Source organism: Holtiella tumoricola, assembly GCF_027857615.1.
Taxonomy (GTDB): Bacteria; Bacillota; Clostridia; order Lachnospirales; family Cellulosilyticaceae; genus Holtiella; species Holtiella tumoricola.
The window spans coordinates 35,473-62,063 of record NZ_JAQIFT010000010.1 but is presented as its reverse complement, the minus strand read 5'-3'; the positions used below and the strand labels follow the sequence as shown (position 1 = coordinate 62,063).

23 protein-coding genes and 10 tRNA genes are annotated in these 26,591 nt (G+C 33.8%); 28 read left to right on the top strand and 5 right to left on the bottom strand.

Going from position 1 to position 26,591, the window contains the following annotated elements; genetic code table 11:
* Positions 1 to 32 precede the first annotated feature (32 nt).
* The 18 genes from PBV87_RS01755 to PBV87_RS01670 all read left to right on the top strand — a co-directional run bounded on the left by PBV87_RS01755 (position 33) and on the right by PBV87_RS01670 (position 11,410).
* A complete protein-coding gene (locus PBV87_RS01755) occupies positions 33 to 1,685 on the top strand; it encodes a cache domain-containing sensor histidine kinase (protein WP_271010921.1) in 1,653 nt (550 codons plus the stop codon).
* A 129-nt stretch (positions 1,686 to 1,814) separates the two neighbouring features.
* Complete coding sequence (locus tag PBV87_RS01750; protein ID WP_271010920.1) at positions 1,815 to 2,741, top strand: ABC transporter permease; 927 nt, start codon at positions 1,815 to 1,817, stop codon at positions 2,739 to 2,741.
* A gap of 12 nt (positions 2,742 to 2,753) precedes the next feature.
* The gene (locus PBV87_RS01745; RefSeq protein ID WP_330373783.1) at positions 2,754 to 3,656 is read left to right on the top strand and encodes a carbohydrate ABC transporter permease; all 903 of its coding nucleotides are present in this window, start codon (positions 2,754 to 2,756) and stop codon (positions 3,654 to 3,656) included.
* Positions 3,657 to 3,680: 24 nt separating this feature from the next.
* The gene (locus tag PBV87_RS01740) at positions 3,681 to 5,270 is read left to right on the top strand and encodes a DUF3502 domain-containing protein (RefSeq protein ID WP_271010919.1); all 1,590 of its coding nucleotides are present in this window, start codon (positions 3,681 to 3,683) and stop codon (positions 5,268 to 5,270) included.
* 172 nt (positions 5,271 to 5,442) lie between these two features.
* On the top strand, positions 5,443 to 6,732 hold the full coding sequence (locus tag PBV87_RS01735) for an MFS transporter (RefSeq protein WP_271010918.1): 1,290 nt from the start codon (positions 5,443 to 5,445) through the stop codon (positions 6,730 to 6,732).
* Positions 6,733 to 6,858: 126 nt separating this feature from the next.
* A complete protein-coding gene (locus PBV87_RS01730) occupies positions 6,859 to 9,054 on the top strand; it encodes an N-acetylmuramoyl-L-alanine amidase (protein ID WP_271010917.1) in 2,196 nt (731 codons plus the stop codon).
* A gap of 214 nt (positions 9,055 to 9,268) precedes the next feature.
* Positions 9,269 to 9,868, top strand: a complete 600-nt coding sequence (locus PBV87_RS01725) for an XTP/dITP diphosphatase (RefSeq protein ID WP_053984750.1) — start codon at positions 9,269 to 9,271, stop codon at positions 9,866 to 9,868.
* Between the two features lies 1 nt (position 9,869).
* The gene (locus PBV87_RS01720; protein ID WP_053984749.1) at positions 9,870 to 10,388 is read left to right on the top strand and encodes a metallophosphoesterase family protein; all 519 of its coding nucleotides are present in this window, start codon (positions 9,870 to 9,872) and stop codon (positions 10,386 to 10,388) included.
* A gap of 93 nt (positions 10,389 to 10,481) precedes the next feature.
* A tRNA-Gly gene (locus PBV87_RS01715) sits at positions 10,482 to 10,552 on the top strand.
* A gap of 4 nt (positions 10,553 to 10,556) precedes the next feature.
* Positions 10,557 to 10,630: transfer RNA gene (locus tag PBV87_RS01710), tRNA-Arg, on the top strand.
* Between the two features lie 4 nt (positions 10,631 to 10,634).
* Positions 10,635 to 10,708: transfer RNA gene (locus PBV87_RS01705), tRNA-His, on the top strand.
* 16 nt (positions 10,709 to 10,724) lie between these two features.
* Positions 10,725 to 10,796, top strand: a tRNA-Gln gene (locus PBV87_RS01700).
* 28 nt (positions 10,797 to 10,824) lie between these two features.
* Positions 10,825 to 10,897, top strand: a tRNA-Lys gene (locus tag PBV87_RS01695).
* A gap of 3 nt (positions 10,898 to 10,900) precedes the next feature.
* A tRNA-Leu gene (locus PBV87_RS01690) sits at positions 10,901 to 10,981 on the top strand.
* A gap of 37 nt (positions 10,982 to 11,018) precedes the next feature.
* Positions 11,019 to 11,089: transfer RNA gene (locus tag PBV87_RS01685), tRNA-Gly, on the top strand.
* Positions 11,090 to 11,093: 4 nt separating this feature from the next.
* Positions 11,094 to 11,167 (top strand) — tRNA-Arg (locus PBV87_RS01680).
* Between the two features lie 6 nt (positions 11,168 to 11,173).
* Positions 11,174 to 11,245: transfer RNA gene (locus PBV87_RS01675), tRNA-Gln, on the top strand.
* Positions 11,246 to 11,338: 93 nt separating this feature from the next.
* Positions 11,339 to 11,410 (top strand) — tRNA-Gln (locus PBV87_RS01670).
* A gap of 106 nt (positions 11,411 to 11,516) precedes the next feature.
* Here PBV87_RS01670 and PBV87_RS01665 read toward each other — a convergent pair.
* The gene (locus tag PBV87_RS01665) at positions 11,517 to 12,881 is read right to left on the bottom strand and encodes an MATE family efflux transporter (protein WP_271010916.1); all 1,365 of its coding nucleotides are present in this window, start codon (positions 12,879 to 12,881) and stop codon (positions 11,517 to 11,519) included.
* A 79-nt stretch (positions 12,882 to 12,960) separates the two neighbouring features.
* Between PBV87_RS01665 and PBV87_RS01660 the strand changes: the two genes are divergently transcribed.
* The 4 genes from PBV87_RS01660 to PBV87_RS01645 all read left to right on the top strand — a co-directional run bounded on the left by PBV87_RS01660 (position 12,961) and on the right by PBV87_RS01645 (position 18,267).
* A complete protein-coding gene (locus PBV87_RS01660; RefSeq protein ID WP_271010915.1) occupies positions 12,961 to 13,785 on the top strand; it encodes a MerR family transcriptional regulator in 825 nt (274 codons plus the stop codon).
* Between the two features lie 154 nt (positions 13,786 to 13,939).
* The gene (locus PBV87_RS01655) at positions 13,940 to 14,698 is read left to right on the top strand and encodes a copper amine oxidase N-terminal domain-containing protein (RefSeq protein WP_271010914.1); all 759 of its coding nucleotides are present in this window, start codon (positions 13,940 to 13,942) and stop codon (positions 14,696 to 14,698) included.
* Positions 14,699 to 14,861: 163 nt separating this feature from the next.
* A complete protein-coding gene (locus PBV87_RS01650; RefSeq protein ID WP_271010913.1) occupies positions 14,862 to 17,330 on the top strand; it encodes a Xaa-Pro dipeptidyl-peptidase in 2,469 nt (822 codons plus the stop codon).
* A gap of 268 nt (positions 17,331 to 17,598) precedes the next feature.
* The gene (locus tag PBV87_RS01645; protein ID WP_271010912.1) at positions 17,599 to 18,267 is read left to right on the top strand and encodes a nitrite/sulfite reductase domain-containing protein; all 669 of its coding nucleotides are present in this window, start codon (positions 17,599 to 17,601) and stop codon (positions 18,265 to 18,267) included.
* A gap of 120 nt (positions 18,268 to 18,387) precedes the next feature.
* On the opposite strand, the gene PBV87_RS01640 is transcribed toward PBV87_RS01645, so the two are convergent.
* Positions 18,388 to 20,109, bottom strand: a complete 1,722-nt coding sequence (locus tag PBV87_RS01640; protein WP_271010911.1) for a methyl-accepting chemotaxis protein — start codon at positions 20,107 to 20,109, stop codon at positions 18,388 to 18,390.
* Positions 20,110 to 20,321: 212 nt separating this feature from the next.
* Between PBV87_RS01640 and PBV87_RS01635 the strand changes: the two genes are divergently transcribed.
* The 3 genes from PBV87_RS01635 to PBV87_RS01625 are packed head-to-tail and all read left to right on the top strand — an operon-like array spanning position 20,322 to position 22,990.
* Positions 20,322 to 20,912 carry a class I SAM-dependent methyltransferase gene (locus tag PBV87_RS01635; RefSeq protein ID WP_271010910.1) on the top strand — a complete coding sequence of 197 codons (591 nt, stop codon included), beginning with the start codon at positions 20,322 to 20,324 and terminating at the stop codon, positions 20,910 to 20,912.
* Complete coding sequence (locus PBV87_RS01630) at positions 20,909 to 21,763, top strand: class I SAM-dependent methyltransferase (RefSeq protein ID WP_053984741.1); 855 nt, start codon at positions 20,909 to 20,911, stop codon at positions 21,761 to 21,763. Before PBV87_RS01635 ends, PBV87_RS01630 begins: the two co-directional genes overlap by 4 nt.
* A gap of 12 nt (positions 21,764 to 21,775) precedes the next feature.
* Entirely contained in the window at positions 21,776 to 22,990 is a 1,215-nt protein-coding gene (locus tag PBV87_RS01625; RefSeq protein ID WP_271010909.1) for a radical SAM protein, read from the top strand.
* A gap of 68 nt (positions 22,991 to 23,058) precedes the next feature.
* Here PBV87_RS01625 and PBV87_RS01620 read toward each other — a convergent pair whose 3' ends face one another.
* Positions 23,059 to 23,733, bottom strand: a complete 675-nt coding sequence (locus PBV87_RS01620; protein WP_271010908.1) for a DUF6199 family natural product biosynthesis protein — start codon at positions 23,731 to 23,733, stop codon at positions 23,059 to 23,061.
* 124 nt (positions 23,734 to 23,857) lie between these two features.
* Between PBV87_RS01620 and PBV87_RS01615 the strand changes: the two genes are divergently transcribed.
* The gene (locus tag PBV87_RS01615) at positions 23,858 to 24,085 is read left to right on the top strand and encodes a YgjV family protein (RefSeq protein WP_053984738.1); all 228 of its coding nucleotides are present in this window, start codon (positions 23,858 to 23,860) and stop codon (positions 24,083 to 24,085) included.
* 250 nt (positions 24,086 to 24,335) lie between these two features.
* Entirely contained in the window at positions 24,336 to 24,686 is a 351-nt protein-coding gene (locus PBV87_RS01610; RefSeq protein WP_271010907.1) for a hypothetical protein, read from the top strand.
* Between the two features lie 46 nt (positions 24,687 to 24,732).
* On the opposite strand, the gene PBV87_RS01605 is transcribed toward PBV87_RS01610, so the two are convergent.
* Positions 24,733 to 25,185, bottom strand: a complete 453-nt coding sequence (locus PBV87_RS01605; protein WP_053984736.1) for a CYTH domain-containing protein — start codon at positions 25,183 to 25,185, stop codon at positions 24,733 to 24,735.
* Between the two features lie 188 nt (positions 25,186 to 25,373).
* Between PBV87_RS01605 and PBV87_RS01600 the strand changes: the two genes are divergently transcribed.
* Entirely contained in the window at positions 25,374 to 25,916 is a 543-nt protein-coding gene (locus PBV87_RS01600; protein WP_271010906.1) for a DJ-1 family glyoxalase III, read from the top strand.
* A 92-nt stretch (positions 25,917 to 26,008) separates the two neighbouring features.
* Here PBV87_RS01600 and PBV87_RS01595 read toward each other — a convergent pair whose 3' ends face one another.
* On the bottom strand, positions 26,009 to 26,431 hold the full coding sequence (locus PBV87_RS01595; protein WP_053984734.1) for a hypothetical protein: 423 nt from the start codon (positions 26,429 to 26,431) through the stop codon (positions 26,009 to 26,011).
* Positions 26,432 to 26,591: the final 160 nt, after the last annotated feature.

Below are 26,591 nucleotides of genomic sequence, written 5' to 3'. Positions count from 1 at the left end.
TTTCCATAGTAACTTTTAGCAAGCTATCCTATATGATGCATGATCAAACCTTATCTGCAGCAACAAAGACATTTAGTAATACTCAGTTTATGATGGAAGAAAATTTTAGACAGATAGGTGAAATGATGAATACCTTAGCTAAAAATAAGTTGATTTATCGTATGGCAACAACTGATTTGTCAGGCTATCCAATCTATAATCAGTTGATAGATAGTAAGACACTTGTAGAGATTTTTAAGCATTTTAGAGATGTTACAAATGTAGAAAGAATAAGTTTCTATGTTAATAATGAAAGTATCTATGCAGGGCAAAATAAAGAAATTTTTAAGCTAGAAAGTATCCAAAATAAAGATTGGTTTGTGAAGGCAAGTGAGTCGAAAAAGGTAAATTACTGGTTTGATCCAGAATTATTTCAAGATACGAGTGAAGAAGAGAAAGAATGTTTTTCTATGGTTAGATTGCTTTATGACCCTAGTGATTTATCAGAGATTTTAGCAGTACTGCGCATAGAGATTAGCAAAAAATATTTTATGGATTTAGCAATAAGGACACCTGTTACAGAAAATAGTTCTTTTTTTTTAATAGAGCAAAATCGCTTGTTAGTTACCTCTAATAAGCACTTTGATAAAGGTTTTTATACCACTTTATTTTTGCGTATGAGTAATGAAACACAGGAACAGTGGCATGAAACACTCATTGGTAAAGAAAAATATTTCTATCGTTATGCCTCTATTTCAGATACACAATGGTATATGGTAAGTGTCATTCCTTATGAAGATGTATATGGAGAGATAACAAGATTAATAGTCAGTTTATTGTTGCTTGTGATAGTGGTAGGCGGTATGGTATATTGTATAGCCTATGCATTATCTAGCTTAACGCTTAATCGTGTCATTAAGCTTACACAGTCTATACAAAAGGTTGAAGAAGGAGATATGAGTATTACGATTCAAGCAGAGGGTACAGATGAGATTGGTGTGACCATGCAAGCGTTTAATAATATGATGCAACGTATCAATATCCTTATGCAGGAAAAAGAAGAGGCAGGTAAAGCAATTAAGAGCCTAGAGCTGAAGGCGTTACAAGCCCAGATTAATCCCCATTTTCTATATAATTCCCTAGATCTTATTAATTGTATTGCTATAGATAGAGAAATTCCTGAAATTGTAACCATGGTAAAAGCATTAGGACAATTTTACAAAATTTCCTTAAGTCGTGGTAGAGACTGTATCAGTATTAAAGAAGAACTCCGTCATGTAGAACTCTATGTACAAATTTTAAATTTAAGGTTCAATCAACGGGTTGAACTAATGATACAAGCAGATGAAAAGCTTATGCAGTATAAAGTGATTAAAATTATTCTTCAGCCTATTGTAGAAAATGCAATTATACATGGTATTTTTGAGAAGGCAAGCGGAGAAGGCATGATTTTAGTAACGGTGCTAGAAGAAGGAGAAGACATTTGCTTGAATGTACAAGATGATGGGATTGGTATGAGCGAAATGACTTTTAAGAAACATTTTAATTTTGATAAGTCTATGGAACAACAAAGGAGTGGTTATGGTGTAAGAAATGTACACGAAAGAATCAAACTAGCCTATGGAGACAAATATGGTATCACATGTACAAGCAAAATAGATAGTGGAACGATTGTTACATTGCGTATTCCGAAAATATTAGACTAAAAGGTTGCTTTATGAGTAACCTTTTTTTGTTTATAACAACACAAAAAATTCTACTTATCTAAAAATAATCCCGTTAATTTACTATGCAGAGAATCGTATAATAAGAGTAAAGGAGGGGGGGAGAATACAGTGAAACAAAAAAAACACAGCATATTTTATGATTTAAAAGTTAACAGGACCAAATGGCTGATGTTACTGCCAAGTGCGCTGATTCTTATCTTAATGTGTTACATTCCCATGGGTGGTATAGTTCTAGCTTTTAAAAATTTTAATTATCATGATGGCATATTTGGAAGTCCATGGGTAGGATTTGATAACTTTGAGTTTTTTATTAAATCAGGTAAGATCTGGAGTATTACAAAAAATACTATTCTCTATAATATTTTATTTCTTATTCTTGGAACTTTTTTTGCTATTATGTGTGCAATTTTATTGGCAGAACTGACTAATAAGTTTTTTAAACGCCTGACACAATCTTTAATGTTTTTACCCTATTTTATTTCATGGGTTGTAGTAGGTGCTTTTATCTATAGTTTATTTAACTATGAGTTTGGGGCTATTAATACATTGCTTGAGGTCTTTGGAAAGAAACCGATTGATGTGTATTCAAACCCGGCGGCATGGATACCCATACTGGCAGCGGCGAGTGTCTTTAAGGGAGTAGGCTACTCTACAACAATGTATTTGGCAAGTATTATGAGTATTGATGAAGAACTATATGAAGCAGCAAGTATTGATGGTGCAACCATGTGGCAGAAAATCTGGAATATTACTTTACCTTGTATTAGACCAACCATTGTGATTTTATTCTTACTTGCAATTGGAACCATTATGAAAGGGGACTTCCAAATGTTTTGGCAAGTAACAGGTAATAACCCTATGGTTTATGAAGTCACAGATGTTATTGATACGTATGTCACAAGGTCTATGCTCAGTATGCAAGAATATGGTATGACAGCAGCAGTAGGCTTTTATCAATCAGTATTCTCGTTCATCCTTATTATGATTGCCAATACCATTGTTAAGAAAGTAGAACCAGATTATTCACTGTTCTAAGGGGGAAACATGATGAAAAGAAAAATTAAAAATGTACCAACATCACTAGATCGTAAAATGTTCAATGTGTTTTCCTATCTGTTCTTAACCGTGCTTACTATTTACTGTACCATACCTTTTTGGCTTATTATTGTAGGTTCATTGACAACACAAGAATCTATTTTACTAGATGGCTACAGGCTATGGCCAAAAAGTTTTTCAGGAGAAGCCTATGAAATTTTGTTTAAAGCACCAGGTGCACTTTTAAATGCTTATGCGGTCACCATTGGTGTTACTGTGATTGGTACAATAAGTAGTCTATTGATGATGAGTATGGCAGCTTATGTTTTAAATAGTAAAGATTTTAAATACCGTAACAAAGTTTCCTTTTTCTATTATTTTACCTCCATTTTTGGGGGAGGTTTAGTACCTTGGTATATTTTATGTATCAAGTATCTCCATTTCAAAAATAACTTCTTATCTTTGATTTTACCCATTGTTGTAAATGTTACTTATCTCCTCATACTAAAGAGTTATATGAAGTCTATACCAGATTCTATTTATGAAAGTGCTAAATTAGATGGAGCAGGAGACTTTACGATTTATGCCAAAATTATTTTGCCACTTTGTAAGCCAGGTATGGCAACGGTAGGACTTTTTACAGCACTTAACTACTGGAATGACTGGTATAATGCAATGCTTTTTATCGATAATGAAAAGATGTTTCCACTTCAATATTACTTAAATAATATTTTGACCAAGGCAAGTGCTTTGCAAGCTGCTGCAGCAAGAAGTGGTATTGTCGTTGCATCTATACCGAGTGAACCGATGAAACTGGCTATGACAGTTATTGCTATTGGACCTATTATATTACTTTATCCATTTTTGCAAAGGTATTTTATTAAAGGCGTTACAATAGGAGCAGTAAAAGGGTAATGAAAAAATAAAGGGGGCACAGTTATGCATCGAAAAAAATTATTGTCAGGAGTTATCTCAGTTTTATTAATGTTATCTATGGCACTTGGAGGGTGTAGTAGTAGGACGGAAAGTACAAAACCTACACCGAATCAGGAAATAAATCAACCAGCAGAAGGAGATAAAACCCAAGAACCTGATATTGATCTTTCAAAAGAAGTTAAATTGACCATGTACCTATTAGGAGATCGTACACCTGATTTTGATAGAGTATTTGGAATGATTAATGAAAAATTAAAAGAAAAGATTAATGCAACATTAGATGTGAAATTTATGAGTTGGGGAGAATATGAACAAAAGTATCCGCTTCTTTTTGCTTCAGGAGAAGAGTTTGACATTATTTATTCAGCAGACTGGGCATTTTATAATTCTCAAGCCGTTAAACAAGGATTCTATGAAATTACACAAGGAAATTTAGAAAAGTATGCACCGATGACAGCTTCTACAATTTATAAAGAAGCTTGGGAACAAGCAAAGGTAGAAGGTAAAGTTTATATGTTACCAATGAATTATAAAGAATTATCAGGTTATGTTTATATGGCACGTGGAGATTTAATGGATAAATATGGTGTAGCAGATGTAACAGGGTTAGAGGGATTAGAAAAATATCTTGATACAATTGCTAAAAATGAACCTCAATTGATCCCTATGGATGTTGGATCAGATTATGATGCAACATTTATGTTTGATAGAATGTGGAATCAAGAGGTTTATGGTAAAGTTACAGGTGTAGGACCATGGCAATTAAGTGGCTCCATGGCAGTAGGAGATAAATCTTACACAGTAAAACATGTAAGCGAGAATCCTGAATTCCTTAATGTTATTACCAAATTAAAAGATTGGAAAGACAAAGGATACTGGAGCAAGAGTGCAGTTGTTAATACAACAGACAATCGTGAAAGCTTTGCATCTGGTAGAAGTGCAGCAGCCATTATGAACTTAAATACAGCTGTAAGCCAGTACTCTTCTGTCAATGAAGCACATCCAGAATGGAAAGTTCAAGTATTTGATGCAATGGATGAGATCCCTGCTACACTTGTATCCTTTATGGGAAATGGAATGAGTATTTTCTCAAAATCTAAGAATCCAGAAAGAGCACTTATGGTATTAGATTTATTGAGAAATGATGAAGAAATTCATGATTTATTCTGTTATGGTATTGAAGGTGAACACTATACAAATAATGGAGATGGTACAGTTACTTTATTACCTGCTAATGCAAATTATGGTTATGATGCAAACTGTAACTGGGGGATTCGTAATGATGCTTATTGGAAACGCTTAAAAGGTGGTATTCCTAATTATTCAGAACTCTACAACAAATGGCTAGAAACGGCAGTATCTCCTAATGAGTATTCTACTTTTAACTTTAATAGTGATCCTGTTAAGAACCAAGTAGCTGCAATGAGTGATATCTTTGCTTCTGACTATAAGTTACTTTGCTTAGGCTTTACAGATGATCCAGCAGGTGATATTGCTAAGATGCAAAAGAAGCTTAAAGCAGCAGGTTCAGAAGACGTATATAAAGAAATGGCTATAAAATTCAAAGAGTACGCTGAAGGTTTAAATAAGTAAATTAGTGAAAAGTATAAATAGGTTAGAAGCTATTACATACAAGTGTAGTAGCTTCTATTTTTGTAGTTAGATTTATATAAGAGAATAAAGTGTATTTTCTGAATAATAATAGACAACACTCCTGTCCACTTTGTATAATAGAAAAAAGCGATAAGCTATAAGGGGAGATACTATGGACACAAAAAATAAGGATAAGGCTTATATGATCTGGGGAATTGCTGCCTGTGTTTATGTCATTGTCTTTTTTCATAGGGTAGCTACAGGTGTAGTAAAAGATGAAATGTTTGAGGCTTTTGGATTAACGAATAGTGAAGAAGCGGGGAGTCTTTTTGCACTGTTAGGATCTATGTATATGTACGCCTATATGTTTATGCAAATACCAACAGGTATCTTAGCAGATACATTAGGACCTCGTAAAACGATTACAATGGGAACCATGCTAGCGACAGTAGGCAGTTTAATTTTTGCTTGTGCACCACATATTGTTGTAGCGTTTATAGGTCGTTTCCTAGTTGGTATTGGCGTGGCAGTCGTATTTGTATGTATTCTTAAAATCATTGCAGAATGGTTTCCAAAGGAGAAGTTTGGAACTATGTCAGGATGTACTTCTTTTATTGGAAACTTAGGCGCAATTTTAGCCATGGCGCCATTAGCTTATTTGAATAGTTTTATAGGTTGGAGAAATTCATTTTTAATGATTAGTGGAATCACATTGATACTAGGTATATTAGGGTGGTATTTTATTAAAGAAAGAGAACCTGTAAATCCTGTAGAAGAAATGAATGTAGAATGTAATGAATGGTCTCGAATTTGGGAGGTTATCAAAAAAATATTAAAAGATAGAGCATTATATCCTATTATGATAGCTTATGCTTTAACTTTTGGTTCAACAATGGCATTAACGGGGACATGGGGAGTAAGTATGTTCCAAGATTTATATAAAGGAATTAGTAAAACAACAGCAGCTAATGCTATGAGTTTTATTACCCTGGGAGTAGCAGTAGGTGGAATCATTATTGGAAAGCTTTCAGATACCATGAAAAGTAGAAGAAAACCAATGATTTTATTTGGTGGTATGCAATTAATATGTTGGTTGATAGTTGTATTTATTCCTATGCCTTGGATTGTACTCAATATAGTATTTTTTATCTTAGGTCTTACCGCAACAAGTTTTGTTGTATCTTGGGCCTATGCGAAAGAACGCCATCCTAAGCAATATGCAGGTATTACTATGTCAGTAGTAAACTTTGCAGGTTTTTTAGGGGGGGCGATAGTTCCTCAACTTATTGGTGTCGTATACGATAAACTACCTCATGATAATATGCAAATGGTATGGCAGACAGCATTAGGGGTATTGACTGGATTAATTAGTATTGCGTTTGTCTGTATCTTGTGTATCCCTAAGGAAAAGGAAGTAGAACAAGAGAACTATGATTTCAATAAATTGGATAAAACGACTTGAAAATTGTGGAGATTATAAATTATTACAAGTTTGTTAAGAAGTATAAAGAAAATGTATGTACCCCTAAAAAATTTGCTATAATGTGGATAGATTAGAAGCAAATGTTGACATTTTTAGGAGGAGACCATGCAAAAAACGACGAAGAAGTTAGTGCTTAGTACAGTTATTGCTTTAATGAGCGTTAGCCCTATATATGCAAGTTCTATGGAATTAACTTATGATGGAAAAACACATCAATACAATTTACCACCGATTACACTTTATATTAATGGGGAGGAAAAAAAGACAGAGATTATGCCTCCTGTCCAAATAGATGAACGTGTATTAGTACCTGCTCGTGAAGTATTTGAACCATTGGGAGCAGCGGTAGAATGGAAAAGTTATGAAAGAAAAATATATGTAAGTTATAAAGACTCACTCATGATTTTAGAGCCAGATAATGATGAAGTATGGTTAGATGGTAAAAATGTTCAGCTAGATGTACCAGCTAAGATTATTAATGATAAGATTATGGTGCCTTTACGATTTATAGGGGAGAATATTGGATTAGAAGTAAAATGGGTAGGTGGAGATGAACGTGCAGTTTACGTATCAGAAGGTAACACAAAGCCAGATGGTGGTAATAACCCAGAACCACTTCCAGAGACTAAGCCAGAAGTGACACCTGAACCAGAGCCAACGCCAGATCCAGTACCGGAAGAAAAGCCAGAAAGTAAGCCAACACCTATATTACCAGCTATAGGTAATAAATTAGAAAATGCAGTAGATGGAATTAAGCAGTTTTATGAAGGAGATAGTACGGGGTTAGTTGTAGATAAAGCGGCAGCAAGTTACAATATGACAACAATTGACCGTGCTACAGTATTAGGTGGACGTAATGATGCAACATGTATGATTGAAGCAAGTACACCAATTAGTGATTTTGAAGTAAGTCGCTCAGAAGGTAAGCTTATTATTGATATTAAAAATAGTAAGAATCAATTAGGTAGTACAGTTCAAGTAGCAAGCAATAGCTATGTTAAACAAATCCGTACAAGTCAATTTGCAGCGGATAAAACGCGTGTTGTATTAGATTTAACATCTGGAGCAGAGGCTCTTGTGAGCCTAAGTGATGATCGTACAGACATTATTATTCAACTTTCAAAAGAAGAAATTCCTGCACTTGCAGTAGGAGAAGATTTAAAAGGTGAATATTTAGGAATTCAAGGATTTGCGCCAAGTCAGATGACAATGGAAGAAAATGCAAGTCAGCTTATAGTGACTTTACCAAATACAAGTTTAGTAGAAGATGTTGAGTGGAATCGTGTTAGAGGCAATTACATAGATAGTGTATATGCAACGGAAAGTGGCAATAACGTAAAAATTACAATTAATCTACAAGATGATGTGAAATTTACACATACAACAGAAATTGTAAAAGAAAATACAATCATACGCTTTAGCAAACCACTATTTGAGTTTATTGAATACACAGGAGAATATAGACCAAGCTTTGAAATTACTATGCCAACAAGTTTTAGTATAAGCGATATCACTGTTGATGATAGATATAGAGAGAAGAAATTAGTTATCGATTTAGGAGATAACTACTCTAGTCAGTTTAGTGAAGGGAAATGGACTATTGGAGATAGTGCAGTCTCAACGTTGACAGTAGAAAATAGAACAACAACACGTTTTATTATCGAAGAGCAGACTATAAGAGCTGTTAACTTAAGTAAAAAAGATGATAAGCTTGTGATTGAATTGGTTAAACCAAAAGAGAAATATGGAAAGATACTTGTGCTAGATGCAGGACATGGTGGAACAGATGGTGGAAGTAGTGGTAATGGGGTAGTTGAAAAAACAGTTAACTTAACTCAGACATTAGCCATTATGAACTATATTCAGGCAAACTCCGATATTAAGATCTATATGACAAGAGAAGAAGATACCTATCCAGGGTTAAGAGATCGTACGAATATGGCAAATGAAATCGAAGCGGATATGTTCGTTAGCGTACATAATAATTCTCATACAGCAACAAGTAAAGGGACAGAGGTACTTTACTATCCAAGCACAACAGATGGCAGAAGTAAACAAATGGCTCAAATTGCACTAGATCATATTATAGCTGAATGTGGAACTTACAATAGAGGTGTTAAATCACGACCAGATTTAGTTGTACTTAATACAAGCAAAATGCCAGCTATATTATTAGAGGGAGCATTTATTTCTAATCCTACAGAGGCAGCTCTATTAGCAAGTAGTAGCTTTAATCAAACTTATGCAAGAGCAGTAGGAAATGCGATTATCGAGATGTTTAATACAATCTCATTTAGATAAGAAATTGGAAGGAGTTGTTACACGAAGTGTAATGACTCCTTTTTTGTGTGTCAAAGAATATTTAATTTATAGAATGGAGAGGTTGAAAGGGACTATAATTTAGCTGATTGAATCGGAACCTAGACTTCACAAATAGATTATTTAGCTTTACAATAGAATATATTTAAGAAATTTGTTTATAACAATATAAAAATAGATTAACGAGGGTAAACTAATGAAAAAAATTATATTTGCTACACAAAATCAAGGAAAAGTAAAAGAAATCAAGAAAATCTTAGAGGGGCTTCCTGTAGAAGTATTAACTATGGGAGAAGCAGGGATTGATATAGATATTGAAGAGAATGGCACAACATTTGAAGAGAATGCGGTGATTAAGGCAGAAGCTTTAACTGCTTATACAGATGCTATTATTTTAGCAGACGATTCAGGTCTTGAGATTGACTGTTTAAACAAAGAGCCAGGTGTATATTCAGCACGCTATTTAGGGAAGGATACACCTTATGAAGTTAAAAATCAGATTATACTGGATCGTATTAAAGATATACAGGATGAAGAGCGAACAGCAAGATTCGTATGCGCTATTGCAGCAGCAGGGAAGAATATCCCTACAATGGTAACACTTGCTACAATAGAAGGGCATATTGGACATGAAGCAAAAGGCAAAAATGGTTTTGGATATGATCCTATTTTCTTTATTAATGATTTTAAAAAGAGCACAGCAGAGCTTTCAGCTGAAGAAAAAAATAAAATTAGTCACCGTGCAAAAGCTTTAGAAGCTATGAAGGTAAAACTAATGGAATATTTAGGTGAATAATATGAAGATACTTGTTATAAGTGATACACATGCTCGTACAGGCCATGTGGAAAGTTTAATAGAAATGTATTTATCACATGATCTTACACACATTATACATTGTGGAGACTGTATAGATGATGCTAGACGTCTTGAAATGATATATCCAGAATTAACGGTCTATAAAGTGCCAGGGAATTGCGACTTTTCTTCTTATGGTATAGAAAATACTATTTTGGTGCACATTGATGATGTACCGATTATGATTACTCATGGTCATCAGCAACATGCAAAGCATGATTATGAGGAATTATGGATTGATGCAGAGGCTTATGATGCAAAGATTGCTATTTTTGGTCATACGCATATTGCCCACAAAGAAACAAAAAATGGCATTACCCTTTTAAATCCAGGAAGTATGACTTTACCAAAAGATAGCACAGTACCATCTTTTGCTATGATTGAGATTAAAAATAGTCGTATTATGGATATTGCACTCTTACAAATGCTTGATGAATCAAGGGTTTCTAGAAGATTTTAAGAAAAAATAAAAAAGGTGTTGACGTAGAGTGTTTATTTATGTATAATACATTTTGTCGGTTGAGGCCGACGGTGTAAAAACTAAAAGTTTTACGCGGGTGTAGTTCAATGGTAGAACTCCAGCCTTCCAAGCTGGCCACGTGGGTTCGATTCCCATCACCCGCTCTTTGTATCCATAGCTCAGCTGGATAGAGCAACGCCCTTCTAAGGCGTGGGTCCGGGGTTCGAATCCCTGTGGATACGTATGGTGGGGATAGCTCAGTTGGTTAGAGCGCCAGATTGTGGCTCTGGAGGCCGTGGGTTCGATTCCCATTCTCCACCCTTAGTTTTTACATATAGGGTTATCGCCAAGCGGTAAGGCACAGGATTTTGATTCCTGCATTCGGAGGTTCGAATCCTCCTAGCCCTGCTGTCCAGTAGGACAAACAATTAAATTTGGGTCACTAGCTCAGTTGGTAGAGCACTTGACTTTTAATCAAGTGGTCCGGAGTTCGAGCCTCCGGTGGCTCATATGCGGGTGTGGCGGAATTGGCAGACGCACTAGACTTAGGATCTAGCGCCATTGGCGTGGGGGTTCGACTCCCTTCACCCGCATCTTTTAAAATTTAATATTATACATGAAGCAATTTATGCGGGTGTAGTTCAATGGTAGAACTCCAGCCTTCCAAGCTGGCCACGTGGGTTCGATTCCCATCACCCGCTTTATGTATCCATAGCTCAGCTGGATAGAGCAACGCCCTTCTAAGGCGTGGGTCCGGGGTTCGAATCCCTGTGGATACGCTATATAGGGTTATCGCCAAGCGGTAAGGCACAGGATTTTGATTCCTGCATTCGGAGGTTCGAATCCTCCTAGCCCTGTATGAAGAAAAAAGACTACTAAGGTAGTCGATTTTTTTTTGCTCTCTTGAGTTTTTAGAAAATTTATGATAAAATTATAAAAGTCAAACATAATGGGTTGTCGCCAAGCGGTAAGGCACAGGATTCTGACTCCTGCATCCGAAGGTTCGAATCCTTCCAGCCCAGTTATAAAAAATAGAGGTTAAGCTACTCAGTTGAGTAGCTTAACCTCTATTTTTTATAAAGTATTTAAATTAAATCACTTAATTTATATTTGGTAAGATAATAAAAATTATAGTATATCTAAAGCTTCTTTGTTAGAAAAGAGATTATCATACATATATTGATTACGGTATTTATATAAGAATACTATAGAGAATATTAAAGTTGAAAATTCAGCAAAGGGTACAACAAGCCATACACCATTAATGTGGAATAGGAACGGTAAAACTACAATGCCCAATGTAAATAATATAAAAGTTCTAAGCAGTGAAAGCAGGGCAGAAACTTTTCCGTTAGAAAAAGCGGTGAACATACCACAGGTAAAGATGTTTAATCCACTAACTAAGAATCCTATTGAGAAGATAATAAAACCATTTAAAGTAATATCAAATAAGCTCGTTCCTTTAGCTGTAAAAGTGGCAATAAGTGCTTCTGATAAGCCACGGGCTATGACAAAAGAGCTAATAGAGAAAATGAATATAATGATATAACTATATTTAATTAGTTTCTGAACTTGTTCTTTGTTTTGGCTTCCGTAATTAAAGCTAATACGAGGTGAGGCGCCAGAAGTAAAGCCTAGGTATGCTGCATTTAGTAAGAATTGAATATATAAAATAATTGTAATTGCAGCAATGCCATCTTCACCTAAAAATTTAAGCATTGTAACATTGTAAAGGAAAGTTGTGACGGCTGAAGAAAGTTGAGTAACCATTTCAGAAGATCCATTAATACAACTATCTTTGATAACATTAAAATTAAACTTTGGCTTTACAAAATAGAGGGTATTTGTCTTTTTTGTAAAATAGATAATGGCGATGATAGAAGGTAGTACATAACCAATACAAGTAGCGAGTGCTGCACCTGTAACACCTAGATTAAAAGATACAATAAATATATAGTCTAAAACAATATTAACAATACCACCACTAATAGAACTAATAAGGCCGAGCTTAGGTGCTCCAGCCGTTACTAAGAAGTAGTCGAAATACACTTTTAATAAGATAAATGGTGTAAAAACGAGCATTGTAAATAAGTAATTATGCCCATATTGATAGAGTAAATCAGTTGTACCTAAAGCGTAGATGATGTCTTTAATAAAGAAAAGAGCAATGATGGCTACAATACCACCACAAACTAAGGTGCTTAGAGTAATCAAAGAGAAGCTCTCTTTAGCTTCAGTATCCTTGCCCTCTCCCATATATTTAGCAACGATAGCGCTCCCACCAGTAGCAAACATAATGCCAATCCCGATTAAAATACTAATAACAGGAAAGACAATGTTGGTAGCAGATAAGGCATTGGCTCCTACAAAGCTGGAAATAAACATACCATCTATAATGGTATATAGAGAGAAGAATACCATCATGACTACAGTGGGGAAGGTATATTTTATAAGTGATAGAAAAGAAACTTTGTTTTGTAACGCATTCTGCATACAATCCTCCTTGGAATAATAATGTCTGTAATGTATAATAAGGTATCCTGTTACTGGATAGTCAATAAGGAGATTTAATATGAATGATAATAAAATAAAGTATTTTTCTACAGGTGAGTTTGCAAGGTTATGTAGAGTTAATAAGAAAACACTTTTTCATTATGATGAGATAGGCTTATTTAAACCAGATAAGATTCTGGATAATGGGTATAGATACTATTCAGAATATCAATTAGAAGTATTTGATTTCATACTTGCGCTTAGAGATATAGGCATGCCTCTTAAAGAAATAAAGGGACTTATAGATACAAGGAATATTACAAGTGTTCTTGAAGTATTTGAATTTGAAACTAATAAAATTACTGAAGAAATAAAAAAATTGCAGCGTACTAAACAAATGATAGGGAATAAAATAAAAACATTACATGATAGCTTTCATTATACAGAGCAAATAATAATACAAGAGCAAGAAGAAGAAAGCCTTATCTTAAGTAATCCATTAGATGGGACAAAAGAACCTTACGATATGGAAAATTACATGGCTCATCTAGATTATTGCTATGCAAATGAACTAGCTATAGGATATCCTGTAGGGGCAATGCTTACAAAGGAAAAATTGGAGCAGAGTAATTATTATAAATATGACTATTACTATACTAAGACAGATAGACATCAGAGAAATGAGAAATTAGAGATTAAACCTAAAGGGTTGTATGTAGTAGGATATATAAGAGGGTATTATGATAAGACACCCTTATTGTATGATAAGATAATGAAGTACATTAAGGCACATAATTTATGTATTATTGGTAATGCCTATGAGGATGTGCTGGTAGATGCAGTAGCTGCAAAAGAGAAAAATGATTATATGATCAAAGCCTCTATACAGATTCAAGAAAGGTAAAATTTAATCGTTACTCCTGAACATATGACATTTTTGAAATAAGTATAATAGAGGTAGTAATACCTACCTTGTTGTATGAATTAAAATAGAGAACTTTTTTAGGGAAGTATACGTCTAAAGTGATAAAATGAATGGGAATTGGAGAGGACTAGATATGAAGAAGAAAAGTCTATTGGCTGTATTAACAATATGTATAGGGGCATTGGCTATGCCAGTATGGGCAGCGGAAATTATTCAACCTATTAATGTTCCTGTAAGCCAACCAGTATCAACAGATTTAATAAATATAGAAGTACCTATTTCAAGGGCAGAGTTTATAACTATTTTAATTGAAGCAGGTACAGGTAGAGAATTACCACTTATAATGGATACACACTATGCAATGTCTGCTATGCAAAAGGCACAAGAATTAGGGTTGATTGATTTGACTCAATATCCAATGGAAATATGGTTAGAAGACATGCCCATAGAAGAGAAAGTAGAGATACTAGACAAAGCTAAAAAGAATAATGGTATCAATATGGAGCAGGTCTATAAAATTTTAAAAGAAAAATTAATAGAACAAGTTATAATAGATGAGAAAGTAGTAGAAGTAAAATCAATAGAATATTATAGAGGGAAAGTCATGCTACCTTTGCGAGATGTAGCGGAAGCAATGGGATTTGAAGTAACATGGGATGCAGATACTTATACAGCTACACTTAACAATGATGAGATAAAATCCAAAGTGCAGATAGGAACAGATTTGTATAATTACTATAGTGTAAAAGCAATAGGAATGTCTGCACCGTTTAGTGTAGGCGTTGCACCGAAGTTTATAGAAGGTAGTGTTTATGTACCGTATGAGTATTTTTCGATGTTTGCTGATTGGGTAGTAATGGATCAGAAACTTGTGTTTACATTAAAAAAATAAAATTAATGGAGCAAATATGCCGTTATAGATGAAATAGTATCTATAACGGCATATTTACTTAAAAAAATATACTTAAGTTTATAAAAAATGTGTACATAAATAGAATAGATGATATAATTATTTAGACTAAAATATAAAAATAAACATAAATAAAGGAGACATCATGAGAAAATTTGCATTATTAGCACTTGTAACATCACTTACTTTTTCATCTTTTCCGGTAGTGTATGCAAGTGAAAGACAAAATGTATCCAGTATTGAGCAATCAATAAGTGAGGATATGTTGGCTATGAATAATATTGGCTTAATAGTTGGACACAAAGAGGGACTAACAGCTCAATTTGCCCAAAAGAAAGTAACGGGTAATGACTTACATGCTATTTTATTGAAACTAGGTATCTCATTAGATGGCAAATATAAGGAGTTAATGGCTCATTTAGCTCATTCTAAACCAATATCTGAAAAAGAGTTCTATGAAATTTTTCTTCAGTTATTAGGTTATGAGAAAGGTGTAGATTTTAATGAAGAGATAGTGATTACTTTTGCTGATGCTATAGGTCTTGCGCCAACTCACAGTAAATCCTTTACACATCAAGATTTAGCAAGAGTATTAAATAATTGCCTTAAGTCTAAAACAAAAGAAGGTCATGAATACTTTGAGATTTTATTAGCAGATGGTTTCTTGAGTGATTATAACACCAATAAAGATATCCCAGAGGCTTTAGTCTTTGATGGCAAAACTCAACCTATTTTTAAGCACGATGAAGCGATTTATGAAAAAGTATATGTAGAAGTAGAAACAGATACAGATTTTGATGGAAAACTTGATTTAGTTGAGGTTTGGATTAAACGTCCTGCTGAAACGGAAAAAGGGATGCAAGTACCAGTTGTATTTGAACTTAGTCCATATGAGCGTGGAACAAATGACGATTTATATGATCTACATAACGTAGATGAAGACCTTACAGTAAGTGAAAGAACAGAAACAACTCTTGGAGATGTAACTTATAAACCAGAAGAAAAAGAACTTCCAGCACCACGCAAGATAGCAGGACAAGCTGAACATGGACAACTTGAGAAGTTTGATTTTGATGGATGGTATGATTATTTCTTTGCACGTGGTTATGCAGTTGTTTCAGCTGGTGGGCTTGGAAGTATTGGCTCTGAAGGGATTGTAGATACAGGATCAGCAGATGAAATAGCAGCAGGTGTAGCCATTATCAATTGGTTAAATGGAGATGCACGTGCATTTACAAATAAAACAGATAATATAGAAGTAAAAGCGGATTGGTCTACAGGAAATGTAGGAATGTCAGGACGTTCTTATAGAGGAACTTTACCAATTGGTATAGCTGCAACAGGTGTTGATGGACTTAAAACAATTGTACCAGTAGCAGCGATTAGTAGTTGGTACGATTATTACAGAACAAATGGATTAAACTTAGCTGGTGAAGGATGGCAAGGTGATGATACAGACTTATTAGCTATTTATTGTATGAGTAGAATGTTTGATCCAGAAGATTATAGTAGTGTAAAAGCTGTGTTTGAACGTGCAATGGATCAAATGCGTATGGAACAAGATCGTGTAACAGGTGATTACAATGTATTTTGGGATGAAAGAAATTATTTAAATAACGCGGACCAAATTAAAGCAAGTGTATTTATTGTACATGGTTTAAATGATTGGAATGTAAAGAGTAAACAATTTGATATGCTTTGGAAAGCTTTAGAAGAAAATGATGTACCACGTAAAATGGTATTACATCAAGGTGAACATATTAGTATCAATAATTTAGCAGGTATTGATTTTAATGATATGATGAATCGTTGGTTTGATTACTGGCTTTATGAGATTGATAACAACGTAATGGAAGACATTGCACCTGTAACAATCCAAAACAATACAAATTTAGAATTTGAAACATTTGATAACTGGCCAGTTAAAGGTGAGACTCTAAAACTTTATTTAAATAATGGAGGTCAAATACATGCATTAACAACTAATCCTTCTTCTAAATCGAAGAAGGAAAGCTTTGTAGATAATCTTTCAATATCAGGATATGATAGAGCAGTTCAAGATGGATTAGCGTGGAGACAAACTATAGTAGGTACTCCAGAAGAGGCAAGAGCTGATCGTCTAGCTTATGTAACAGAACCTTTAAAGGAAGATATGAGAATAAGTGGGACAATTAATGTAACACTTAAAGCAGCACTTGATCAGCCAACAGGTATTATTAGTGCAATGCTTGTAGATTATGGAACAGAATATAGACCTACAATTGACACAGAAGTAGTTGTACCAAATGGCATTATCTATGGTGGTAATGCTGGGTCAGATGATATAGTAGACTTTGTAATGGAATCAGAGCCATCTACATTTAAAGTCATTTCACGTGGTTGGATGGATGCGCAAAACCGTGTGGCACCTTATCGTGTAGATCCGATTAAACCAGGTACAGAATATACATTTACAGTAGATATGCAACCTATGGATTATACTGTGAAGGCAGGGCATAAATTAGGGCTTATTTTATATTCTACAGATGCTGAGTATACAATGAGACCACTTACTACAACTCACTTTACAGTGAATGTAGCAGAGACATTTTTAGAGATTCCTGTAGCAAAATAAAGAAGTGAAAGAATTAAATAAAATACAAAAGATCCCCGAACAAGAGGGATCTTTTGTATTTTCAAGATTTTCCATTTTAAATTGAGATGTTTGTACCAATAATAGAGTTGTTAAGAGATGAAATTTAGTGCATATATAGACTTTAAGATAGTATGAGATTTAATTATAATTATTATATGAGTATAGATAAAAAAGATAGAAAATTTGATATAAATAAATTTTCATAGACTTGCTATACTAATAAAAAGACGATATAAGGAGGACAACAATGGCTGATTTATTAGAAAAAGGTGCCGTGCTTCAACGCGATAAAGAAACTTATGCAATAGCACCTCACTTAACAGGTGGGCTTGTAACGCCAGAACAATTAAGAAAAATTGCAGATGTAGCAGATAAGTATAATGTAGCAACACTTAAAGTAACAGGTGCTCAACGTATTGCCCTTGTAGGGATTAAAGAGGATGATATAGATGATGTGTGGGAAGATTTAGGAATGAAGCCAGGAGCTGCAATTGGGCTTTGTGTACGTAGTGTTAAAATCTGCCCAGGAACTACATTTTGTAAAAGAGGGCTTAATGATTCAGTAGCTATTGGTGCTAAGTTAGATGGTATTTATCATGGTCAAAACTTACCGAATAAGCTTAAAATAGGTGTAAGTGGCTGTCCTAATAGTTGTTCAGATAGTCATACAAGAGATATTGGTCTTATTGGTGTGAAAAATGGATGGCGTGTTTATGTAGGAGGTAAAGGTGGTGGTAGACCAAGATTGGGAGACCTACTTGTACCGCTTGTAAAAGAAGAGGATCTCTTTACACTTATTGATAAAATTGTAGCTGTATATGCTGATAATGGGGCAAAACATGAACGCCTTGGAGACTACATTGACCGTGTAGGCCTTGACACATTTAAAGAACAAGTTGGCGTTGAAGTTAACTAAGAGGCTGTCACATAATTATTAGTCTCAATGAATAAAAGAGCTCTAAAACTAGAAATTTAATTAGTTTTAGAGCTCTTTTTACTATTAATAAAAGTACTTATTCATTTTGCAATAACCTTTTTATACTTTAAATTTCATAATATTTGTTTGAAGATTTTCAGCTTCTTGGCGAAGGACTTCGGCCATAGATTTAAATTCTTCAGAAGTAGCCATTTGCTCTTGGGTAACAGCTGCTAAGTTCATTGTATTCATATCAATGGTTTGAGAGACATTGCCTAATGTAGACATATTATCAGTAATGATACCTATAGAAGTAACAATGCTCATTGCAGTCTCTTTAATTTCTTCTATTTTATGTTGATTATCCAGATTTGAATGTTTAATCACATCAAAAGAATTAAGTACATGTGTTGTAGCATCTTTTCCTTCTTTTGTATGGTCGACACATTCAGAAATAGCTGTAGAGAGTGTAGAAGTAAGAGAATTAATGTAGCCAATAATATCGACAATCTCATTAGCAGAGACATTAGAGTTTTCAGCCAGCTTTCTAACTTCATCTGCAACAACAGCAAATCCTTTTCCACTTTCTCCAGCACGTGCAGCTTCAATAGCAGCATTTAGAGCTAGGAGGTTAGTTTGTTCTGCTATACCTGAAATAGTTGTTACAATACCTTGGATTTTCACCATATTGGTAGAAAGGTTTTGGATGATTGCGTGAGTATGGTTAATACCTTCTTCGATATTTTCCATTTTAGATTGAGTCGTTTGAACTGCATCTAAACCTTGAGTGGTATGTGTGATTGTTTCATTGGCAGTTTGATGAGCAATATTGATTTTAGATGAAATAGTATTAATGTTTGAGTTAAGTTGTTCGAGTATAGATTTTATATTCTTTGTTTCAGAGAGTTGTTGAGTTGAAATAGATGAAATTTCACTAGTTGATTGTGCTAAGTCTTCGTAAGCGATTGTAGCATTAGTTGAGCTAACAAGAATGCTTTCAGAAGTTTGAGAAACTTGAGTAGCTGATTGCTGAATACCAGTAACCATATGTCTTAAAGCATGCACCGTTTGATATAATGCTTTATTAATTTTTCCTATTTCATCTGATTTTGAAGCATCAATAGAAATAAGGAGATTACCTTCTGCTAAGGATTCAATACTTTCAACAAGTGAACGCATTGGCTTAAAGAAGAAAGTAAGAATGATATAATTAATACCAATAGAAAGCAAAATTAATACAGTTGTTACAATGATAATTGTAGAGGTAAGTTTTTTTGTATTAGCAGTTAATTCATCACCTTCATAATCATATTCTACAACTCCTACAACCTCTTTATTGCTATTAAAGATAGGCGCAAAAGCAGAAATATAATATTTGGAGAAAGTATCTACGTAGTAAGGTTCACTTGTATGAGTTTCTCCTGTTTCAAAAGTCAATTGAGTTTCTTTAGAAAAGTCATTTTTTGTTTGTTCATATCCTAAATCTACGTAAGCATCACTACCATCAATAATATAGGTATAATTATCTGTAGTTAAGTTTGCCAGAGTGTAAAGCATACCATTTCCTATATTCAGATTAAGATGTTGAAGTTTTTCTCTTACTTGGGTATAAAATGGGGAATCAGGATTTTGGTTAAGAGATAAGTGCTCAAATTCATCACCATCGATTAATAAAGTAGCGGATTGAGCAATGTTTAGAGCATCAGTTGCCATCATATTGACTGTGTGATGATACATGTTGCTGTAGAAAATACTGCTGATAATCAAGCAGATTGCCAATATGATCACTGAAGTAATGGTAATGATCTTTGTTTTCAGTGATAAGTCTTTGAGTTTTTGCATAGGTCTCCTCTTTCTAAATTTTTATATTATAGTACATACTTATATTATGATTATAAGATTTATAAATCAAGTACTAGTGAAAAATAACATGTTATATATTCTTACAAAAAGATTAAATATTTTAAATAGATTAGAAGCGATGGTGATGAAAGGATATAATAGAGATAAGAAACAATTTATAGTAGAGTGATAATGAGGAGTTAGGAGAAGGCATGTCTTATCTATTTAAAAATTATGCAGGTATCTATGATAGTTTTATGAAGCGGTTTCGGTTAGATACCAATGAAGAGATTTTGAAACATCTAGGAACAGTAAAAGGAAAGAAGATTTTAGATATAGGTGGAGGAACTGGTACTTTAGCTAATTTATTACAACATAAGGGTGCAGATGTAACACTTGTAGATCCTTGTCAGGAGATGATCAATCAAGCGAGCAGAAAAAATAAGCATATCCATATTTATGCCAACACCCTACAAGATTTAGAAGGAATATTAAAAAAGAATACTTTTGACAGAGTAATTCTAAGAGATGCATTACATCATATAAAGAATCCAGAAGAAATTATTGCACTTAGCAGAGAGTATCTACAAGCTGGGGGAGAAATTCTGATATGGGAGTTTAATGGAAAGCAGTGTATTGCTAAGATTATCTGGTGCTTTGAATTATTGTGTTTTGAGAAGTGTCATAGATTTTCGAAAGATGGTTTAAGAAAACTGTGTGAAAAGTATTTTGATGAAATAAACTTTATAGCACCAAGTTCGTTTGAAATGCTATATCAAGGGAAAAAGAGGGAGCAGATATGAAATATTTTGAACTCATTAAAAGGTTAGGAAAGTTGGGGTTACAAAGAAAAATTGTACATTATGAAGACATAGGAAAAGCGTATACAAAAGTGAGTGACTACTATGAAAACTATTTTTTAAAGATAATGCATGTACATAATGATAAGGTTTTAGAAAAGCTAGTAGAAAACAGTGATGAAGATGTAGAGAGTATATTAGATCTTGCATGTGGAACTGGATATAATAGTGAACAACTGGCTAGAAAATATAAGAATGCTTATTTTCATTTAGTAGATATATCAAGAGGCATGTTATCAAAAGCAAGAGAAAAACAGATTGCGCATGCTATATATTATGAGCAAGATATGCTGAGTTTCTTGCATACTCAACCAGATGGAAGGTTTGATATGGTTGTATGTTGTTGGGCGATCAAATATCAAAATCCACATAAGATAATTAAAGAAGTCCATCGCATTTTGAAGCCAGGAGGGACTTTTGGGGTGATCGTGAATACAAAGGAGACTTTGCCTGAAATAAGAAAAGTCTATCCTAAGCTACTTATAAAGCAACCAAAAGCTATAAAAGAAATTATGTTAGCATTACCTAATCCAAAGAATAAGCATATATTTGGTAAATGGTTTAGAAGTGTGGGCTTTGAAGAGATAAAAGTAGTGCAAGGAAGGCAGATTTTCCAATTTAACGATATGAGAAAACTTGTAAGGTGGGTAACCCATACAGGTGCCTTAGCAGGTTTTGACTGTATGATAGATTTAAAGGATGAAAGTATTCAACATCAACTTGCCATAGAGTTAAAAAAAGAAAAAATTAAGCAGATTACCCATAGTTTTGTATGGGGTGTATTTAGAAAGTAAGAGGGAGATCATATGGAATTAAAATCATTGATAAAGATAATACCGATGCTGTTTAGTAAAGGGGCAGTAGAAAACTTTTTTTATCTGCATAGAAGATTTAAAGAAAACTCAAATTATAAATTAAAATACTTAATTAATTGTTCTTTAAATGTTATTAAAAATGAACGTATTGTTAAACATGATGGAGAGTATATCGTTAATGCATTTTTACCACCAGTAAATAGTAAAGCATTTAAATGTATAGCTCAAAATGTACCTGGAGAAGGGGCTGAGTTTTATACTAACCATGTTAAAGGGGTAAGGCTTGCACCTATTTCTACATATGTTGCTGTAACTAAAAGATGTATGTATAACTGTTGGCATTGTAGTGCAAGTGAAATGATGGGACAGCCACAATGTGACTTATCAACTAAGGAAATGATTCAAATCGTACAAGCATTACAGCGTTTAGGCGTAGGTATTATAGGGTTTACAGGTGGAGAACCACTTGTAAGGCAAGATCTAGAAGAAATTATACAGGCTATAGATAAAAGAAGTATGACACTTATGTTTTCTAATGGATATGGACTTACAAAGGAAAGAGCAGAAAGTCTTAAAAAAGCTGGCCTATTTGGTGTTGCTATTAGCTTTGATAGTACAAAGGCTCAAGAGCATGATGCCAAGAGGGGGTATGAAGGGGCACACAAAATTGCATTAGATGCTATTCGTCATGCAAAGGATGCAGGACTTTATACAATGGGGCAAGTGGTTTGCACAAGAGAAATGTTACAAAGTGGTGAGATTCATGAGGTTGCAAAGTTTTTGAAAAAAGAAGGTATTCATGAACTAAGAATAGTAGAACCTATCCCATGTGGAAACTTAGAAGAACAACAAGATGAGGTATTGATAAAAGAAGAAAAAGAGGCACTTATTCAGCTGCATGTATGCTTCAATAATAACCCAGACTATCCAAAAACATCAGTCTTTCCATATGTAGAATCAGAGGAACAGTATGGGTGTGGAGCAGGTGTACAGCATAGTTATATTGATTATAAAGGTAATTTTAGAGCATGTGATTTTATTTATGAAAGCTATGGTAATGTGCTAAAGGAACCTATAGAAGAAATATGGCAAAGAATGCACCAAGCTTGTGGCAAGCCTAAGTGTGATTGTTATGCAAAAAAAAATTGTGCGAAATGTAGTATAGAAAAGGTACCTAAATATTATAGGTTACTAGGTGGAGAATAGAATTATTTAGTATAAAGGTCACAGATAGATATTCTGCTATTCTGTGACCCTTATAGTAATTCTGGTAATTAAGAGTTACTTGTGAATAGAGGAAAAAGAGGAAAAAAGATAGAAAAGCCAATTAAAAGATAACCACCCAATCTACTTGAAACAATATAAAAATCAGAGGGTTCTCCACCGTCAACAGACATACAGTATCGAATATTCCAGCATATTTCAGGATAAATAATATTCATAAGTCCAATTAAGTTTAAGATAAGGCTTAAGATATTAAAACATACTAAAATACCAGTAGAAAGATTATTATTTAATACATGAAAAATTTTATCTAAAAGAATAACTTCGGTAGGTATGGAGGACGTAGTTTGAGTAGAATTAGTAAGGTATATACCAAAGACGTCTCTTTTGTGGATAGATCCATCTGATAAAGTGATAATAATGCCTTCATCTAAGTCTAAGCTATTATAAGTTATAGTTTTATCCAAGTAATTAATATGAAGGAGTGTATTGTAGGTATTGAATAAATAAGGTTCGCTATCTACTTCTAATAAGTTATTATAGGAATCTTTAAAAGTAGCATGTGTATTAGTCTGTTTGATTAGTGTAAATGTTTTGTCTTCGAAGCGAAACGTACGACTAAAATATTGTGTAAGTAAACCTATGAAAAGGCTTAAGATAAATGTAATAATAACCCCAAATATAAAGGTATTTTTTTTGCCATATTTAGTATAGAGTTGTTCCATATAATCCCTCCCTATTTATTTTCTATTATATCATAGACTATTAATAAACCTTATGCATGTCTCCAATAAAAGTGCACATACTAAGCTTGAGGTTACTTTAGAAAAATAAGATAGGATGATGTATATGTTTGGTGGATGGATTGAGTGGATAGGCTATGCAGCATCAGTAGGTATAGTTATTTCTTTACTTATGACTAATATGGTCAAGCTTAGAGTGATTAATAGTATAGGATGTGTACTTTTTGTTATTTATGGTGTATTAGTAGGTGCTTATCCAGTTGTAATTTCTAATGCGGCAATTGTAGTGATTAATGCTTATCAATTGTATAAACTTAGCAAAGAGAAAAATTAAGTAAGAAGAACTGTGAGTATTAAAATGCAGTTCTTTTTTTATTTGAAGTAAGTGAGAGATTTGTATTGGTAAGAGATAAGAATAATGATATTATAAGAGAGTAATTGTATAAATGATTCTGTATAAAATATCTTTATAATGTTATTAAGCAGTAATAAGTAGGGTAGGTTGGACTAAAGACGGAACAATACAAAGTTGGAGCTTTAATGGATGGCATAGATAAAATTTTATCACCAGGAAGGGGGAATATGTGAATAAGAAGGGGCAAAAATTATTTAAGTATATATTAAAATTAGGGATTATATTCTTACTAACTTCCTTAGCTATTTTAGTGGCAGAACAATTCTTTGCATTTTCTTTAAAAGATGGTTTTGTTATTGCTGGTGTAGTCTATATTTTTATAGGAGGATCAAACACATTTGGGGATATGGGCAGAAGGGCAGACTTTCAATATCTCTATGCTAGAAGTATGAGCTTTAAGAGTCAAACAGATGAAATTCGTAGAGACAAAAATGAATTAGATCAAAATAGTTCATCTGTTATAGAGATAATTTTAGTAGGAATACTGTTAATGATTATTGGTTTTACTGTATTTAAATAGATAAAAGCCCCAACAAAGAGCTGTGCTCGTAAGTTGGGGCTTTTATCTATTTTGGTAAACCATATTGTGAAAGATGGTTATTTTTATAACGATTGTCGTGAGTAATATCTGCACCAAACCAACCAGGTGCTATGAAGTTAGCTGCTTCTAGTTGAGATGGAAATTCTACTTCAACAGTTAGAAGGCCGTCTAAGGGACCAGCATACACATCTAATTCTGCAGTAAGGTTTCCATCTAGGGGGATAAAGTAGCGTGTTTTTTCCACTGGAGTATTATCTACTTTATGCCACAGTGCATCACACTGTTCTTTTGTAATACCAAGTTCAAATTCTTCACGAATCATATGACCTTGAGATTTAAGGCATACGCAATAAGTATCATTCATTTGTCGAATTCTAATAACAGGGTCAGTAGAAATATATCCTTGTTTAATCTTCTTACAAGTATATGCATTGAGGTCAGGAAGTTCTTTAATCAAAAATTTACGTTCAATCTCCATAACTACTACCTCCTCCTTATAAATCTTTACTTCATTGTATCATATTAAGTAGTCAGAAAATAGACAAAAAAATAGATAGATTTTATAAGACAATTATAGTATTTTGTACTACATGATGCGTTGTGAGGCAGATTTAGCTGTGATAAGATAGGGAATAGAAATTGAATCTATATGAAGAGGTGACATAAATGAAAGTTGTTGTATTTTTTGCTACAGGATACGAAGAAGTAGAAGCGCTTAGTGTAGTCGACATATTAAGAAGAGGTGGCGTAGAAGTCATCATGGCAGGTGTTGATGGAGATGTTGTATCAAGTGCACGTGGAATAAAAGTGCAGATGGATCAAAAAGCAGAAGATATTAACTATGATGAGATAGGAATGGTTGTATTACCAGGAGGACTTCCAGGTGTAGACAATCTTTTTGCAAGTGAACTTGTTAAGGCTCGTGTGTTAGAGTTTAAATCAGCCGATAAGTGGATAGCAGCAATCTGTGCGGGGCCAAGTGTGCTTGGAAAGTTTGGAATTTTAGAAGGGGAAAAAGCAACATGTTATCCTGGATTTGAACAGTTTTTATATGGTGCAACACACAGTGAAGAACGTACTGTAGTAAGTAATAAAATTGTAACAGGTATTGGGGCTGGGGCCTCTTTGGAATTCGCCCTTAAGCTACTTGAAGTTGTTAAAGGAGTGGATAAAGCTGAAGAGATTAAGGGGGCTATGCTTATCAAATAGCATAAAGATACCGTTTTTGGGATATATTTATAATACAAGGGCTGTTACAGCATCGCTGTAACAGCCCTTACGACTTCATACCATCACTTAGTCTAATTACCGAAAACAAGAATTGTAGTTGGAATGTGGGTGAACACATCCATGATTTCATCTGGAGCTATGTAGCATTTACCAAGAGTTTGAAAAGCATCTTGAACTTTTTGTAAGCTAAGTTCATAGATATAAGCAATCATCTCAGGTGTATAAGTTGGCGATAAGGCGTATTTCCATTGTCGCTGTATCAGTCTACATATATAACTCGAAGCATGAGACACAATTGTAAAGAAATCAACAAGTGTTATAGTAGCAATACTATGCTCCTTCATTATGTCCGTTATTTCCTGTGTTGGCATACCTAAGATAAGGGCAACCTCTATTGGGTCATACGGCGCATCGTTGGTCTTTAAGAACAAATCGATGCCCATAAGTTTAGGAGAGATATTTTGCATATAAATGTGTTTAAAGCTAACATCCATAAAGGTTATCCTTTCTATGAGTACGTACAAAACATCACATAACTTGATTATAAATGAATTCATACGCACATACTATATGTAATACTTGGAACTTTACTGAATAAAATTTTACAAATAAGGAATACGAGTAGATTTTTTTGATTTTTTATGCTATAATTAC